At 73.0% G+C, this 14347-nt stretch carries 13 protein-coding genes and 1 pseudogene; 5 read left to right on the top strand and 9 right to left on the bottom strand.

Annotated elements, in window-relative coordinates; all coding sequences use genetic code 11:
• Window positions 1–15: 15 nt before the first annotated feature.
• The 3 genes from B0675_RS23625 to B0675_RS23615 form a co-directional block, all read right to left on the bottom strand.
• On the bottom strand, window positions 16–843 hold the full coding sequence (locus B0675_RS23625; protein WP_081220812.1) for a PP2C family protein-serine/threonine phosphatase: 828 nt from the start codon (window positions 841–843) through the stop codon (window positions 16–18).
• 109 nt (window positions 844–952) lie between these two features.
• Complete coding sequence (locus B0675_RS23620; protein ID WP_081220811.1) at window positions 953–1927, bottom strand: amidohydrolase family protein; 975 nt, start codon at window positions 1925–1927, stop codon at window positions 953–955.
• Between the two features lie 82 nt (window positions 1928–2009).
• Window positions 2010–3467, bottom strand: a complete 1458-nt coding sequence (locus B0675_RS23615) for an amidohydrolase family protein (protein WP_081220810.1) — start codon at window positions 3465–3467, stop codon at window positions 2010–2012.
• A 277-nt stretch (window positions 3468–3744) separates the two neighbouring features.
• Here B0675_RS23615 and B0675_RS23610 point away from each other — a divergent pair, with 277 nt between their 5' ends.
• The gene (locus tag B0675_RS23610; protein ID WP_206602723.1) at window positions 3745–4515 is read left to right on the top strand and encodes an IclR family transcriptional regulator; all 771 of its coding nucleotides are present in this window, start codon (window positions 3745–3747) and stop codon (window positions 4513–4515) included.
• On the opposite strand, the pseudogene B0675_RS23605 reads toward B0675_RS23610, so the two are convergent.
• From B0675_RS23605 to B0675_RS23585, 5 genes and pseudogenes are all read right to left on the bottom strand, one after another.
• A pseudogene (locus B0675_RS23605) lies at window positions 4516–5343 on the bottom strand (acetoacetate--CoA ligase); the annotation flags it as partial.
• 56 nt (window positions 5344–5399) lie between these two features.
• Window positions 5400–7550 (bottom strand): MMPL family transporter, encoded by a 2151-nt coding sequence (locus B0675_RS23600; RefSeq protein ID WP_081220808.1) that lies wholly within the window; start codon window positions 7548–7550, stop codon window positions 5400–5402.
• 217 nt (window positions 7551–7767) lie between these two features.
• Window positions 7768–8535, bottom strand: a complete 768-nt coding sequence (locus B0675_RS23595; RefSeq protein WP_179165352.1) for an LmeA family phospholipid-binding protein — start codon at window positions 8533–8535, stop codon at window positions 7768–7770.
• Window positions 8532–9152 carry a TetR family transcriptional regulator gene (locus B0675_RS23590; RefSeq protein WP_081220806.1) on the bottom strand — a complete coding sequence of 207 codons (621 nt, stop codon included), beginning with the start codon at window positions 9150–9152 and terminating at the stop codon, window positions 8532–8534. Before B0675_RS23590 ends, B0675_RS23595 begins: the two co-directional genes overlap by 4 nt.
• A gap of 99 nt (window positions 9153–9251) precedes the next feature.
• The gene (locus tag B0675_RS23585) at window positions 9252–9800 is read right to left on the bottom strand and encodes a GNAT family protein (protein ID WP_081220805.1); all 549 of its coding nucleotides are present in this window, start codon (window positions 9798–9800) and stop codon (window positions 9252–9254) included.
• A gap of 97 nt (window positions 9801–9897) precedes the next feature.
• On the opposite strand from B0675_RS23585, the gene B0675_RS23580 reads away from it, so the two are divergent.
• The 3 genes from B0675_RS23580 to B0675_RS23570 all read left to right on the top strand — a co-directional run bounded on the left by B0675_RS23580 (window position 9898) and on the right by B0675_RS23570 (window position 12162).
• Complete coding sequence (locus tag B0675_RS23580) at window positions 9898–10332, top strand: OsmC family protein (protein ID WP_081220804.1); 435 nt, start codon at window positions 9898–9900, stop codon at window positions 10330–10332.
• A 139-nt stretch (window positions 10333–10471) separates the two neighbouring features.
• Window positions 10472–10936: an ATP-binding protein gene (locus B0675_RS23575; RefSeq protein WP_241539846.1), complete on the top strand. Its 465-nt coding sequence runs from the start codon at window positions 10472–10474 to the stop codon at window positions 10934–10936.
• A 284-nt stretch (window positions 10937–11220) separates the two neighbouring features.
• Window positions 11221–12162, top strand: coding sequence for a hypothetical protein (locus tag B0675_RS23570; protein ID WP_081220802.1), 942 nt, complete (start codon window positions 11221–11223; stop codon window positions 12160–12162).
• Between the two features lie 199 nt (window positions 12163–12361).
• On the opposite strand, the gene B0675_RS23565 is transcribed toward B0675_RS23570, so the two are convergent.
• The gene (locus B0675_RS23565) at window positions 12362–13471 is read right to left on the bottom strand and encodes a hypothetical protein (protein WP_179165351.1); all 1110 of its coding nucleotides are present in this window, start codon (window positions 13469–13471) and stop codon (window positions 12362–12364) included.
• A gap of 352 nt (window positions 13472–13823) precedes the next feature.
• Between B0675_RS23565 and B0675_RS42040 the strand changes: the two genes are divergently transcribed.
• On the top strand, window positions 13824–14180 hold the full coding sequence (locus tag B0675_RS42040; RefSeq protein WP_241539845.1) for a hypothetical protein: 357 nt from the start codon (window positions 13824–13826) through the stop codon (window positions 14178–14180).
• The last annotated feature ends 167 nt before the right edge of the window (window positions 14181–14347 follow it).

Genomic DNA, 14347 nt, shown 5'->3' with positions numbered 1-14347 from the left:
ACCGGCGGGTGGGCCCTAGATGTGGGCGCCTCGGCCGTCGTGGCCGACGACGAGCACGGCCGCGTCGTCCTCGTGCCCCACCCGCTCGGCCCCCTTGATGACGGCGGCGGCCAGTGAACCGGCCGACAGGCCCGCCACGGCGGCCACGCCCGCGAGCCGCACGACCTGGTCGAGGCCTTCGTCGACGCTCATCGACGGCCCCTCGACGACACCGTCGGTGAGCAGCACGAACACGCCGCCGACGGTGAGCCGGTGCCGGGTCACCGGGTACTGCGTCCCCGAGGCGATGCCGAGCGGCGGGCCGCCCTCGTCCTCGGTGATGCCGGATTTTCCGTCCGCCGTGGCCCACACGCACGGTATGTGTCCGGCCCGGGCGCTCTCCAGCAGGCCGGTGGTGGGATCGAGTCGCATGAAGGTGCAGGTCGCGAAGAGGTCGGCGCCGAGCGACAGGATGAGCTCGTTGGTGCGGGCCAGCAGTGCGCCGGGCTGGCTGGTCACGGACGCGAGGGCCCGCAGGCCCACCCGGACCTGGCCCATGAACGCCGCGGCCTCGATGTTGTGCCCCTGCACGTCGCCTATGGACAGGCCGATCCGTCCGTCGGGCAGCGTGAAGGCGTCGTACCAGTCGCCGCCGACGTTGAGGCCGTAGCACGCGGGCGCGTACTGGACGGCCAGCTCGAAGCCGGGGGCGGAGGGCATGTGGCCCGGAAGCATGCCGCGTTGCAGCGCGATGGCGAGCTCCACCTGCGAGCGCTGGAACTCCGCGCGTTCACGCGCCTGAGCGGTCAGCGACCCGAGCCTGGCCAGCAGCTCGTCGTCGTCCGTCGGCGGCTTGCGGGACATCGACCACCCCGGGAGGAGAACCACACAATGAGAAAAGGTTAAAAACTCTTCTATCGGATGATAACGACCTCGGAGGCAGGACCTGACATCGTGCGATTCCGGCCGGGGCTCACCCCGCAGCACCGGGGTTCAGGCGCGGGAAGAGCCGCTGCGCGTTTCGGGTGGTCAGGGCGTGCCAGGTGTCGCCGGCGGGCTGGGCGGCCCCGGTCAGGGAGGCGACCTGCGCGTCCACGCCGAACGCCGGGGTCCAGCAGTAGTCGCTGCCGTACAGCACGCGCTCGCTGCCGAAGGCGGCCGTCAGGGCCGGTGCCTGGTGGGGGAAGGGCGTGCCCGCCAGGTCGTACCAGAGGCGCCCGAGCTGGTCGGGTACGGAGGCGGAGTCCGCGGCACCGGTGGAGAGCATCGGGCGGAACAGTTCCATGCGCTGGGCCAGCAGCGGCAAGGCGCCGCCGCCGTGGGTGATGATCCACGGGATGTTCGGATACCGCGCGAGGACACCGGCGAACACCAGGTCGCTCACGGTGCGGGCCGAGTCGAAGACGAACTCCAGCATCGGGCGGGGCCGGCCGAGGGCGAGGTCCTCGGCATGCGGCGGGGAGGTGGGGTGCACGAAGACGGGGGTCCGCCTGCGGTCGAGTTCCGCGTACAGCGGCTCGTAGCGCGCGTCACCGAGGTAGACGCCGTGGGCGTTCGACTCCACCGTCACGCCGTCGGCGCCCAGGTCGTCCATGGCGTGGGCGAGCGCGTCGAGGGCGCCCGTCACATCGGGCAGGGGCAGCGAGGCGAAGTGCCCGAAGCGGTGCGGGTGCCGTCGGCGGATCGCGGCACCGGTCTCGTTGACGTGGCGGGTGAGGGCGCGGGCCGCGGCGTCGTCGCCGAAATGGGTGCCCGGTGAGGAGATCGACAGAAGCGAGGTTCCGATGCCCCAGCGGTCCATCAGGCGGAGGTGCTCCTCCGCGCTCCAGTCGGGCCAGCCCGGCATGCCGTCGGGGTGGAGGTGCCCGGCGGCCCGGGCGGCGGCCACGTACTCGGGGGTGAGGAAGTGGGCGTGCGCGTCGACGAGCGGGGGTGTGCTCTCCGGCATGGAGGGTCCTTTCATGGTTCGGCGGGTGGGAGGGGTACGGGGCCGGCGCTCGGGAGCCGGCTCCGCTGTTCGGTGACGGCGGTCAGGCGCGGGCGGCGACCCGCTCCTTGAGGGCGGCCAGGTCCGCCGTGCCGTAGTGGTGTCCGGCGCGCACCACCCCAGAGACGCGGTGCAGGTGCTCGACGCTCTCGACGGGGTTCGCGTCCAGGAGGACGAGGTCGGCGCGCTTGCCCGGCTCGACGGTCCCCATGGTGTCGGTGGCGTCGAGGAACTCCGCCGCACGGAGGGTGGCCATCTGGAGGACGCGCAGGGGCGCGAGGCCGGCGCGGGCGAGTTCGTCGAACTCGTGGTGCAGGGAGGCGCCCGGTACGACCCAGGCCGCTCCGGAGCAGTCGCTGCCGGCGAGCATCGGCACCCCGGCGTCGTCGAACAGCTTGGTCAGTTCCAGCTGCCGCCGGTAGACCGCGCGGAAGGTCTCGCGGGCCTCGGGCGGGAAGGCGGCGAACCTCCGGGCCGCCGACGTCCAGGCGCGGACCGTGGCGTCACCCATGAAGCGCAGGTCGGGATCGTCGGCGAACGCCGGGTCGTCGCACAGCTCCTGGGTCTTGACGCGGATCAGCGTCGGCACCTGCCAGGTGCCGTCGGCGACGAACCGCTCGGCCAGGGTGGCGGCCAGTCCGTCGTCGAAGGTGCGCACCGCGAGCCGCAGGTTCTCGGTGTCGGCCGGCTTGGTGCGATTGATCGGGTTGACGACGAGCTTCTTGACGACCCGTTCCATCACCCGTTCCATGAACGGGATCCTGAACGGCGGAACCTTCATCGGGGCCTGCCCGGCCGCGTTCGCGTGCACGTGGGTGCCGTCCGTGGAGCAGCACGCGAACAGGCCCACGCCCGGGCCGAGATGCTCGATGGACTTCATGCCGATCCGGGACGCCTTCGGTACGTCGATGCCGACGGGCAGGTGTCCCACGATGGGCAGTCCCAGCCGCAGCGCCTCGGCCTGCGCGGCGAAGAAGACCTCTGGTGTGACCATCGCCGCCTTGATGAAGTCTGCGCCGGCCGCGTGCTGTTCGCGTACCGCGGCGACGGCCTGTTCGGCGGTGGCCGCGTTCACCGGCGTCAGGAGCAACGGGCCGGGCAGTGCCAGGAGTTCGGGCGAGGCGGCCGGGAGGTCGAGGGTTCCCGAGGCGCGCCGCTCCAGCAGCGCGAGCGAGCCCGACATCTGGCGGAAGCCCGTCACGCCGTGGGCCAGCAGGAGCTCCAGGTCGCGTGTCTGCTCCTGCGGGCGCTGGCCGAGGGGGTGCGCGTGCATGTCCGCGTATCCGGGGACGACGTACGTGCCGCGGGCGTCGACGGTGACGGGGTCGGGTCCGTCCGCGACGGTGATGCCCGGACGTACGTCGGCGATCCGGTCCCCGCGGATCAGCACGTCGGTGTCCGGCGCGAGGGCTCCGTCCCGGGTGTCGACGACCGTCGCGTTCTTCAGCAGCACGGCGGAGTCCCGCCGGGTGGCCGTGTCCCGTGTGGGCGGTGGGGTCATGTCGGGTGCTCCCTTACTGGCGTGCTGCGTGCCCACGGCCGCCGTCCCTGTTGACGTCCGGCCGGTTCCACGTTAGGCAGGTGTTCCATCGAGCGGCACGGTATGTGCCATTGAATGGAACGGAGATGACGTGCGAGCAGCGGACGACTCCTCCGGCACCCCGGGGCGTGGCGAGGAGCCCGCGGGGCGGACGGCGGACGGGCGGAAGTCCGAGGGACGGACCGCGAGGGGACGGACGGCGCGGGATCCCGGCGCGGTGGCCGGGAGCCGGTCACCGGTGGCGCCGACGCGTGGGCGCAAGCCGCCGGTCGGCGAGGCGGTCGTCGACCGGGCGTTCACCCTGCTGCGCTCCTTCGACGCCGAGCACCGCGCCCAGCCGCTCTCCGAGCTCGCCCGGAGAACGGGGACACCGCGCAGCAGCGCCCTGCGGATGGCTCGCAAGCTCGTCGAGGTCGGCGCGCTGGAGCGGCTGGAGGACGGGCGGTACGTCGTGGGGCTGCGGTTGCTGGAGATCGCCTCCCTCGCTCCTCGTGGACACGGGCTGCGCGCTGTCGCCATGCCGTTCATGGAGGACCTCTTCCATGTGACCGGCCAGCACGTGCTGCTGGCCGTGCGCGACGAGACGGAGGCCCTCCTGGTGGAGCGGCTCTCCGCCCATGACGCCGACCCGGTCCGGTTCCGGGTGGGCGGACGCATGCCGCTGCCCACCACGGGGGTCGGTCTGGTCCTGCTGGCGCACGCGCCGGCCCACGTGCAGGAGACGGTGATCGGATCGTTCGAGGGCGGTGACGGGGACGACGTGGTGCGGACACCCGCCGAGCTGCGGCGGGCGCTCGCCGAGATCCGGCGGGGTGACTACGCGGTCGGCAGCCAGAGCGCGCCACGGCCGTTGCTGACCGTGGCGGCGCCGGTCCGGGGCGCCGGGGGCGTGGTCGCGGCGCTGTCCGTGGTCGTCCCCGGCACCGGCCCCGCGTCGTACGTCCCCGCCGTCCGCACCGCCGCCCGGGCGATCTCGCGCCAGCTGGCGTCCGAGCGGCCGGCCGGCTGATCAGGGACCGTCGGCCGTGGCCCGGGTGAAGCGGGTGAAGTAGGCGAGGGCCGCCGGGTCGTCCACCGCCTCCCGGCCGGCGACCCGGCTCGGGTCGGCACCCTGGATCAGCCGCTTGACCGGGATCTCCAGCTTCTTGCCGGTGCGGGTGTGGGGAAGCGCGGGTACGGCGATGACCGCGTCGGGGACGTGCCTCGGCGAGGCACGGGTGCGGATCGCCTCGGAGATCTCCGCGCGCACGGCGTCGGTGAGGTCGTGCCCCGGCTCCATCACGACGAACAGCGGCAACCAGTAACCGCCGTCGGCGAGTTCGGCCCCGATGACCAGGCTCTCCCGCACGCACGCCAGCTCCTCCACCACGGCGTAGACGTCGGCGCTGCCCAGCCGCACCCCGTGTCGGTTCAACGTGGAGTCCGATCGGCCCGAGACGACGACACTCCCCCGTGAGGTGCGGGTCACCCAGTCCCCGTGCCGCCACACCCCCGGATAGGCCCCGAAGTAGGCGTCGCGGTACCGGGATCCGTCACTGTCGGCCCAGAAGAAGAGCGGCATGGACGGCATGGGGCGGGTGACGACCAGTTCCCCGACCTCGTCGAGCACGGCACGGCCGTCGGGGTCCCAGGCCTCCAGGGCCACGCCGAGGTGCGCGGCCGAGATCTCGCCGGCCCGAACGGGGAGCGACGGCGCTCCGCCGGCGAATCCGCTCACGATGTCGGTACCCCCGCTCGCGGAGGCCACCTGGACCTGGGCACCGACGTGCTCCCGCACCCAGTGGTACGACGCGGCGGGCAGCGGGGCCCCGGTGGAGCCGAGGACCCGCAGCGTCGAGAATCCGCCCGGCCCGCGCCTCACCACCATGCGGCGGAGGACGGCCCCTGCCTCCGTCAGACGGTGGTGCGCGGGAGGACGCGGTCCAGCCGTCGTGGGAGCCACCAATTGGCGCGCCCCATCAGGAACATGAGGGAAGGGACCAGGACGAGACGGACGACCGTCGCGTCCAGGACGACGCTGACGGCGAGTCCGAGCGCGAGCATCTTGACCACGACGGTCGGTGAGCGCGTGAAGGAGAGGAACACCGCCGTCATGATGAGCGCCGCGCAGCTGATGACCCGCCCGGTCAGCGCCAGCCCGGTGCCGACCGCCTGTTCGTTGTCATGGGTGGCGTGCCACTCCTCGGCGATGCGGGAGAGCAGGAAGATCTCGTAGTCCATGGAGAGTCCGAAGACGATGGCGAACATCATCATCGGCACGTAGGACTCGATCGGGACGGGTTCGCTCATGCCGAGCAGGCTGTCGCCCCAGCCCCACTGGAAGACGGCGACCAGGATGCCGTAGGACGCGCCGGTCGTGAGCACGTTCAGGACAACCGCCTTGAGGGGGATCACCAGGCTGCGGAAGACGACCGTCAGCAGCAGGAACGCGGCCACCAGCACGATGCCGATGATGAGCGGCAGGCGTTCGGTGACGGTGTCGCGGAACGCGAGCCGGCCCGCGGTGGTGCCGGTCAGGTAGCCGCTCGCTCCGGTGCCCTTGAGCGCTTCGGGGACAGCCGTGTCGGTGAGCGTGGCGAACAGGGCGTCGGTGTCGGCCGACTGGGGCCCCGTGGTGGGGACGACCGTGGCGACGAGCAGCCTGCCGTCCCTGCTCGGCCGCGGCGGGGTGACGCGGGCGACGCCGTCTGTCGTGGCCAGTGTGTCGGTGAGCCGGTCCGCGACCCGGTCGGCGGAGCCGGTCGCGCGGGTGAGGTCGACGACGAGGGTGAACGGGCCGTTGGCGCCCGGGCCGAAGCCGGGTCCGTCGGCATCGGCCAGCCAGTCGTAGGCGGTACGGGTGGTGCTGCCCACCGGGTCCGCGCCGTCGTCGATGTGTCCGAGGCGCAGGGAGAACAGCGGCACGGCGCACAGCGCCATGAGCAGGAATCCCGCCGTGAAGAACGTCCAGGGGCGGCGGGCGACGACCCGGGCGTAGCGGTGCCAGCCGTCGTGGTCCCCGGCGCTCTCGGCGACCGGCCTGCGGCGCACGCGTATCAGGTCGACGCGGCGGCCGACGAGGCCCATGGCGGCGGGCACCAGCGTGAGCGCGGCGGCCGCGGTGACGACGACGGCGATGGTGGCGGCGAGACCGAGCCGCCCGATCATGGTCAGTCCGCAGGCGTACAGGCTGAGCAGGGCGACGGCCACGGTGACCGCCGCGACCAGGACGGCCTTGCCGCTGACGGCGGTGGTCCGCCCGACGGCCTCCTGCGGGTCCTCCCCGTCGATCAGGTACTGCCGGAACCGTGTGATGAGGAAGAGCGCGTAGTCGATGCCGACGCCGAGCCCGATCATCGTGGCGAGCGTCGGAGCGGCGGTGGCGAAGGTGAGGGTGCCCGCCACGATGCCGACGACGCCCATCCCGACACCGACGCCGATCAGGGCGGTGACCAGCGGCATGAGCGCGGCGGCGACGCTGCCGAAGGCGAGCAGCAGGACGACGAGGGCGGCGCTGACGCCGACGGCCTCGGCGAGTGTGTCGTCGGCGGGAGTGCGGACGATGTCGTGGAGGTCGCCGCCGTAGGCGACCTCGATCCCGGCGTCCCGGGCCGGGGCGGTGGCTTCGTCGAGCCGTTCGGTGTAGGCGTGGCCGAGGGACTTGAGCTTCTCGTCGAACGACACCCTGGTGTACGCGGTGGCGCCGTCGGAGCTGGTCACCGGATCGGAGACGGCGGTGACGTGGGGCAGGTCCCGGAGGCGGTCGAGGGTCGCGTCGAGTCCGGTGTCGTGGTCGGACACCCTGCCGGAGCCGACGTGCAGGACGACCTTTCCGTTCGGGGCTCCCGCCGCCGGGTCGGACCGCTCCAGCAGGTCCGCGCCGACGGCGGTCCGACTGCCCGGAAGGCTGACCTCGTCCCCGTAGGACGCCCCGACGGCGTGCCGTGCGGTGAAGGCTGCGGCGAGCACCAGCAGCCAGCCGGTGATCACCCACACGGGATGCCGTGCGCAGAAGGCGCCGGTGCGGTGCAGTGCCGACGGACGCGGGGCAGGGGAAGGGGACACTGCGCCTCCAGAAGAAGTGACAGGACTGCCACAACTAAACCCGGGAGATGGCAGAGCCGTCAATTGGCAGTCATGCCACTTTGTCGGCACTCCGGAAAATCCCGGAAGGTCGCGGACGATCCCGGGACCTCAGGGCGACAGGGCGGGAGTCCGCGGAACAGACGAAGGGCGCCGGAGTCCCGAGGACTCCGGCGCCCCGCACACGGCACGACCGCGGTCAGCCGTCGATCCGGCCCCCGCCGGAGGCGCAGCCGGGCGCCCCCGAAGCCGTCCCGGCCTGTCCCCCGACACCTCCGGGCGCCACCTTGAAGTCCAGGACGAGACCGTCGGAGCCGGCGTGGGCGCCTGTCAGCGTGGCTCCGCGCGGGAGCTTGTCGATGTCGATCGTGCGCGGCGTCAGCTTGTCCGCGAAGTTGCCGGCGCCCGGCAGCGCGGAGAGCGCCGACACCGGCACCTGCCGGCCGAGGATCTGGACCGTCGCGGGGGCGATGGTGAGGCTGTGCGTCGTGGTGGTCAGCTTCGTCACGACCGTGACGGGCATCCCGGTGCCGCCCGCCGTGCCGCTGAGCGTGAGGTGCGTACCGTCCGTTCCGGTCCTCAGCCCCTCCGCGCCCGCCGCGCTCTTCGCGTCGGCGGTCTTGTCGAGGGATCCGTAGGCGATGGTCGCGGTGGCGGTTCCGCCGGCGGAGGAGCCCCCGGTCGACACGTCACGGAGGTACACGTCGACGTCCATGTCGGTGCCCTGGCGTCGTACGCCCTCGGCGCCGACGTGGACGGTGCCGACGGTGCCGGTGAGGGCCTTGAGTCCGGCGAGGGTGTCGTCCAGGTCGACCTGCACCCCCCGCGTCGCACCGAGACGGCACGCGGCGGTCTCCGCGACCCGGCCCCGCACCGTGTGCTCGACGACGAGGTCGGTGGTGACGGCTCCCGCGACGGCGGCGGTCAGGCATATCGCGGTGATGACGACGCGACGGCGATGGCTCACGAGCTGGTGGCTCCGATCAGGGAGAGGAAGATGAATGCCTGCGGGAGCAGGCGGTCGGGCTCCGCGGGGACTCCGGCGGTACGACGGTTGCGCAGGGTCCGGAGTACGGCGCGCGCCGCCGACAGCGCGCAGTTGGCGATGACGGCGGCCTGCAGGTCGGCGTCCGGCGCTCCCTCCGGGAGGCGTTCCAGGACGAGCTCGGTGAGGCGCGCCTCGAACTGCTGGAACTGCCGGGACAGACCCTCGCGCGCCTGCTCCCGGATCTCGCCGAGGGGATGCGCCAGCGCGGTCAGGCTGCTGGTGGCGAAGTAGGCGACCGCGTCGGTGATCGCCCCGCAGGCCGCTTCGAGGGGTGCCTCGTCACGCGGCCGGGCCAGGAAGGCCTCCTCGATGCGCGCGTACAGCTCGGCCCCGTCGGGAAGGAGCAGGGCTTCCTTGTTCTCGAAGTAGCGGAAGAACGTCCGCTCCGACACATTGGCCTCGGCGGCGATGTCGGCCACGGTCGTCTGGGCGAACCCCCGCTCGGCGAAGAGCCGCCCGGCGGCCTCGCGCAGTCCACGCCGGGTCTCGTCCTTCTTCCGCTCCCGCAGACCGGGCCGCTCGCTTCTCTCAGACATGGAGCCACCCTCACCACCGGCGCCAGGTCTGTCAATTGTCAGCTCTGCCATTTCAGCGGACGCGGATGCTCCTCGGACACGTCCGGATCTACGCCCGGGTCAGGACGTGGAGGCCCCGCCGCCGGGCTTCAGGAGCCCGCCCACCCACCAGTCGTGCGGTACGCCGTCGACCTTGCTGCGGTTGCGCAGCGTCCCCTCGACGGTGAAGCCGAGCCGCTCGGCGAGTGCGCGGGAGGGTGCGTTCCCGACCATCGCCCACCATTCGAGCCGGTGGGCGCCGAGCGCCTCGAAGCCCCAGTCACACAGAGCCCGCGCCGCCTCCAGCGCGTAGCCCTTGCCGCGCTGCTCCTTGTCCGCCCAGTAGCCGAGTTCGTAGACGCCCTCGAAGAGTCGCGTCAGACAGAACGAGCCCACCAGCGCCCCGTTGTCGGAGCGGAACGCCCCGAGGATGTGGTCCCGGTCCTCGGCCCAGCCCCGGGCCGTGTGCACCTCGACGTAGTTCTCGGCGTCCTCACGGCGGTACGGCGTGGGCACCGGCGTGTAGTGCTGGATGTCCGCGTCCTGACAGGTCGCGTACACGGCATCCGCGTCCGAGGCGACGAACGCCCTCAGAACGAGCCGCCCGGTCTTCAGCGTCACGGGTTCCATGCGGGGAGTATGAGCGGCGCCGGCCGGGCCTTTCCAGTGGATTTCCCGGTGCCGCGGCCTGAGGCGAACCCGGCGCAGGGATCTTAGAGTGGGTCCCATGAGTGACGACAATGAGCGGTTCGTCGGGGTCGAGCGGACCGGGGCCGGGCGGTTCACCGCGACGAACGCGCGCGGTGGGACCATCTCGTTCGGTACGGGAGCCGAGGGGGACGACACGTTCACGCCCGTCGAGCTGCTGCTCGCCGCCATCGGCGGCTGTACCGCGGTCGACGTCGACGTGGCGACGACCCGGCACGCGGAGCCCGAGCGGTTCAGCGTCACCGTGACCGGCAACAAGATCTCCGACGAGCTGGGAAACCGGCTGACCGACCTCGCGGTCGCCTTCGCCGTGGCGTTCGGCGACGGCGAGTCCGCCGACCGTGCCCGTGCGATCCTCCCCCGCGCGGTGAAGACCTCTCACGACCGCCTCTGCACGGTCAGCCGCACCATCGAGGTGGGCACCCCCGTCGAGGCGACGGTCACGGACGTCTGACCTCGCGGGGACGTGGGCGCGGCCGTGCGACGACGGGGGGAAAACGATCGCGCGACGGGGTGGAGTGAAGCGTGGTTTTCGGGGAAGACGCCCGTACGTCGGAGCGGGCGGATGCAGGACGGGACGTATGGGCCGATCGGTGAGTGAAGCGGAACAGCGCAAGCAGCGGGGTGCACTGATCGAGGCGTCCGTCGCCTACGACGGCGACTCCGCGTGCATAGCCGAGGCGCGCGCGTTCGCCCGTGACTTCCTGGCGGAGGTGCAGGCCGTCGCCGGACTGCCCGTCTCCGGACGCGTGATGGGCATGGTGCCCCTGGTCGTCAGCGAGCTGGTGACGAACGCGGTCAAGTACGCTGGCGGCCCCTGCCTGTTGTCCCTCGAAGTGGACCAGGGCGCCGTACGGGCGACGGTGTGGGACTCCGATCCGACGCTTCCGGTGGCCCGTGCCGCCGACGTGGGCCGGGTCGGACAGCACGGCCTGGAGATCGTCATGGGTGTGTGCCAGGCCTTCGAGGTGCACCGCGAACCGGTCGGCAAACGCATCACCGCGGTCGTCGTGCTGGCCGACGCCCCCGGCAGCGACGTGACGCAGCCCGTCGCCTGATCCCTCCCCCCCCTGCGCCCGCCTCTGTCCCTGCGTCGCACCACCGGATTCCGCGCCGTCCGGCGTGGAGGCCGCCGGGCGAGGCCGTGAGCCGATGACGTCCACCGGTGACACCTCCCGCTGGAACACGGGCCCGCGCGGGTCGCCGGGCGACCTCCACGTGCGAGGTCGCCGCGGGACGTCCGGACGGCCGTGACGACATCGTGTCGCGACTCCGCAGGCGGCATGCGGGAGAATGACGAGTTCGACCATCTCTTCCAGGCCAGGAAAACGGGGGTTCCCACGTGCGGCAGGCAGGTGTACTCGACGTCGGGTGTCACAGCGCGTTGCTCACCGTCGCGCGCCGTCGCGGCGGGACCGACATGGAACCGGTGCTGTCCCGCAAGGTACGACTGCAGCTCCACGAGACCCTCGACGCCCACGGCCGCCTGGACAAGTCAGGCGTGCGCAGCGTCCAGCTGGCCGTCGCCGAGACACTCGCCGAGGACGGCGAGACCCTGCCGGACGTGTACGCCTTCGCCACCTCCGTGATCCGTGACGCGCCCAACCGCGAGGAGGTCCTCTCCCAGGTGGCACGCGCCACCGGCACCCGGCTGCGGGTGCTGTCCGGCGAGGAGGAGGCCCGGCTGGCGTACGTGGCCGCACGGCACTGGGCGGGCGCGAAGCCCGGCTCGCTGCTGGTCCTCGACATCGGCGGCGGGACGGTGGAGATCGCGTCCGGCACCGCGAGACAGCCGCGCACCACCCTCTCGCTCCCGCTGGGAGCCCGTACCGTCACCCGCGAATGGAAACTCGGCGAGGCCGTGTCGTCGAAGCGGCGGCTGGCCGAGGTCCGCGATCACCTGGGCGACCGCCTCGCGGCGGTGACCGATCTGCCGCAGGCCGAGCCGGACGGACGCGTCCTGGCCTGTTCGAAGACCTTCACCCAGCTCGCCCGCTACACCAGCGCCGGACGCCCCCGTCCCCTCGCACAACAGCGGCTGACCATCGACGAGGTACGCGCCGCGGTGCGCGTCCTCGCCAAGCAGGGGCCGGCCGGCCGGAGCCGGCTGCCCGGCATCTCGCGCCACCGCGCCGGACAGTCCCTGGCCGGCGCCCTGGTCGCCGAGGCCCTGATGGACGCGTGCCGCGCCACCAGCGTGGAGATCTCCCCCTGGTCCACCCGCGAGGGTCTCCTCCTGGAGCGCCTCGGGGCTCTGCGCAGCAAGGGATCCGCCCGCCGCTGAACCCGGCACCCGCTCGGAGCGAGCGCACCGGCGGCCGCTTGGGGCGAGCGCCCCGGTCCCCGCGCCGGGCGTTCCTCGTACTCGGATCGGGCCGGGACACATCAGCCGTGTCCCTCGGTGGACGCCGTCCGGGGGGTGGCCCGCCCGGCGAGCGGAGCGCTATCACTCGCCGGGCGGGCCGTTCAGCGGCCGCCGCCTGTCAGCGGGCCACTCGGTCGGGGTCCGGCTTCGCCGCCCGTGGCGGTGCGGGGCGGCGGGCGTTCCACCCGGTGGCCAGGGCGACGAGCAGCGCGGCCAGGGCCACCAGAGCCGTGGCCGCCGAGGCGGCACCGGCCGCCCACGGTGGTGCGGCCGCGATGTCCAGCGCCTGGGACAGGGACGTCGAGTGGAGCCGGCCGTCGAGCAGTTCGAGGCCGGCGAGGGCCGACGGCACCAGGACGGCCGCGACGAGCAGGGGCACCGCGCCGCGCAGCAGCAGGGCCGCCGCGAGGACGAGGCACAGCGCGAACACGGCCACACCGAAGCCCCGGACCGGCAGCGAGGCGCCGTCCTGGCGCAGCGGCAGGTACGTCGCGCCGCACACGACGAGGGCGACGGCCGCCACGCGGCGCGGCCAGTCCGGGGGTGCGGCGGTCCTCACGGGGTCGCGCTCCCCCCGTGTCCTGGGCGCGCGTTCGGGGTGCTCCCGCGGTGCGTCACGGTCCTGTCCGGTCGCGGGCCTCGCCGCGGGGCCGGCCGTCTCCGCGACGGACGACGGCGGCAACGCCGTGGCCGGCGCTGCCGCCGCGGGACGGTCGTGCTCGGGGTCGCCCGCGGCCGGGGCGTCCCGGCGGGTGCGCTCGTCGGACAACCGGCCGATGAGTTCGACGAGTTCCTCGACGGGCCGGTGCGCGGCGACCGCGCGAACGGCCTCCTGGGCGCAGTGGGCCTCGACCGACGGGCTGTGCAGGAGCGCCATCAGGCGGCTGACGTCCTCGACGGGGCGGGACTCGGCCGCCGAGCGGATCACCTCGTCCGCGCTGTCGGGATCGCGGGGCGGGCTGGCCAGCTCGGCCACGAGCCGGCCGACGTCGTCGACGGGGCGGTCCACCGCCACGGCCCTGAGTGCGTCGACGGCGGCTCGGGCGTGGTCCGGTGACTGTTCCAGCAGCGTGATGAGCTGGATGACCTCTTCCAGGGGCCGATCGGCGACTGCCGCGTGCACCAGGCCCTCGAACGGGTCGGGGTGTTGCGGTGGGGGCGGGGTGTCGTGGGTGTCGAGGGATATGCCGGAACGGTCCGGGGCGGGAGAGGAAAGGGGGGTGCTCATCTTCTTTGCTCCAAATACTGTGCTGCGGCCGCGCAGGCGACGCACGGTGCGACCGCTCTCCGGTCCCCGATTCCGTTCGCGGCCCGCTGCCCATTACTAGGGGCGCGGGTCACCGCCCGCCACTCGGACGGGGCATCGGTGTGAGGCCCGGGTCACCCGCTCGGCCGTACGTTGCGGCGGGCGCCCCCTGTCGTCGCCGGGGCCACTCCGGAACGCGCGTGACGTGCCGAGGGCGGGAACAAACCCGGGCCCACCGACGCTGATTCGGACAGCTGACGGGAACCGGTGGACGGGGTCCCACCTCGGACGGTGGACCGGCCGACGGGACTGTTCGTGGAAAGGCGTGAGAGCGATGACGAGGTTCGGACAGGCGGGCGCGGGCGGGGCGAGGGCGGCCGACACGCCGCTGGTGACGTCCTGCGGCCGAAGGATCGCCGTGAAGGAACTGCGGCTGTTCTCCCCGGACCGGCCGGTCGGCCGCGTCACGCTGGACGTGGGACCCGATCAGGGCGACGAGCACGGGGCCTGGGCCTCGCTCACCCCGGCCGAGGCACGTGAACTGGCCCGCCGCCTCATGGCGCACGCGGCTCTGGTGGAGCCGGCCGGGCCGCCCGACCACGAGGGCGCCCGAGCGCACGACGACCCCTTCGACACCGTTCCGGACAGGATGCCGGCCCGCCCGGGACGGCTGCGCCGCCGCTCGTTCTGAGATGGCCGGAGCCGGGAGCGCACCTCGTGCGAGTGACGTGCGGGCGTCGGCGTCGGCCTCTGCGCCGGGCGCGAAAGAGCGATGCGGGTGCCGGGTTCCCTCCTCGGAGAGGGAACCCGGCACCCGCGTCCTGTCATGCCGTGCCGTGCCGTGACGTCACACCATCA

It is taken from the genome of Streptomyces sp. M41(2017), assembly GCF_002078175.1.
Classification (GTDB): domain Bacteria; phylum Actinomycetota; class Actinomycetes; order Streptomycetales; family Streptomycetaceae; genus Streptomyces.
Note: the sequence above shows the minus strand (reverse complement) of the source record. Positions and strands in the feature narration are given on the sequence as shown.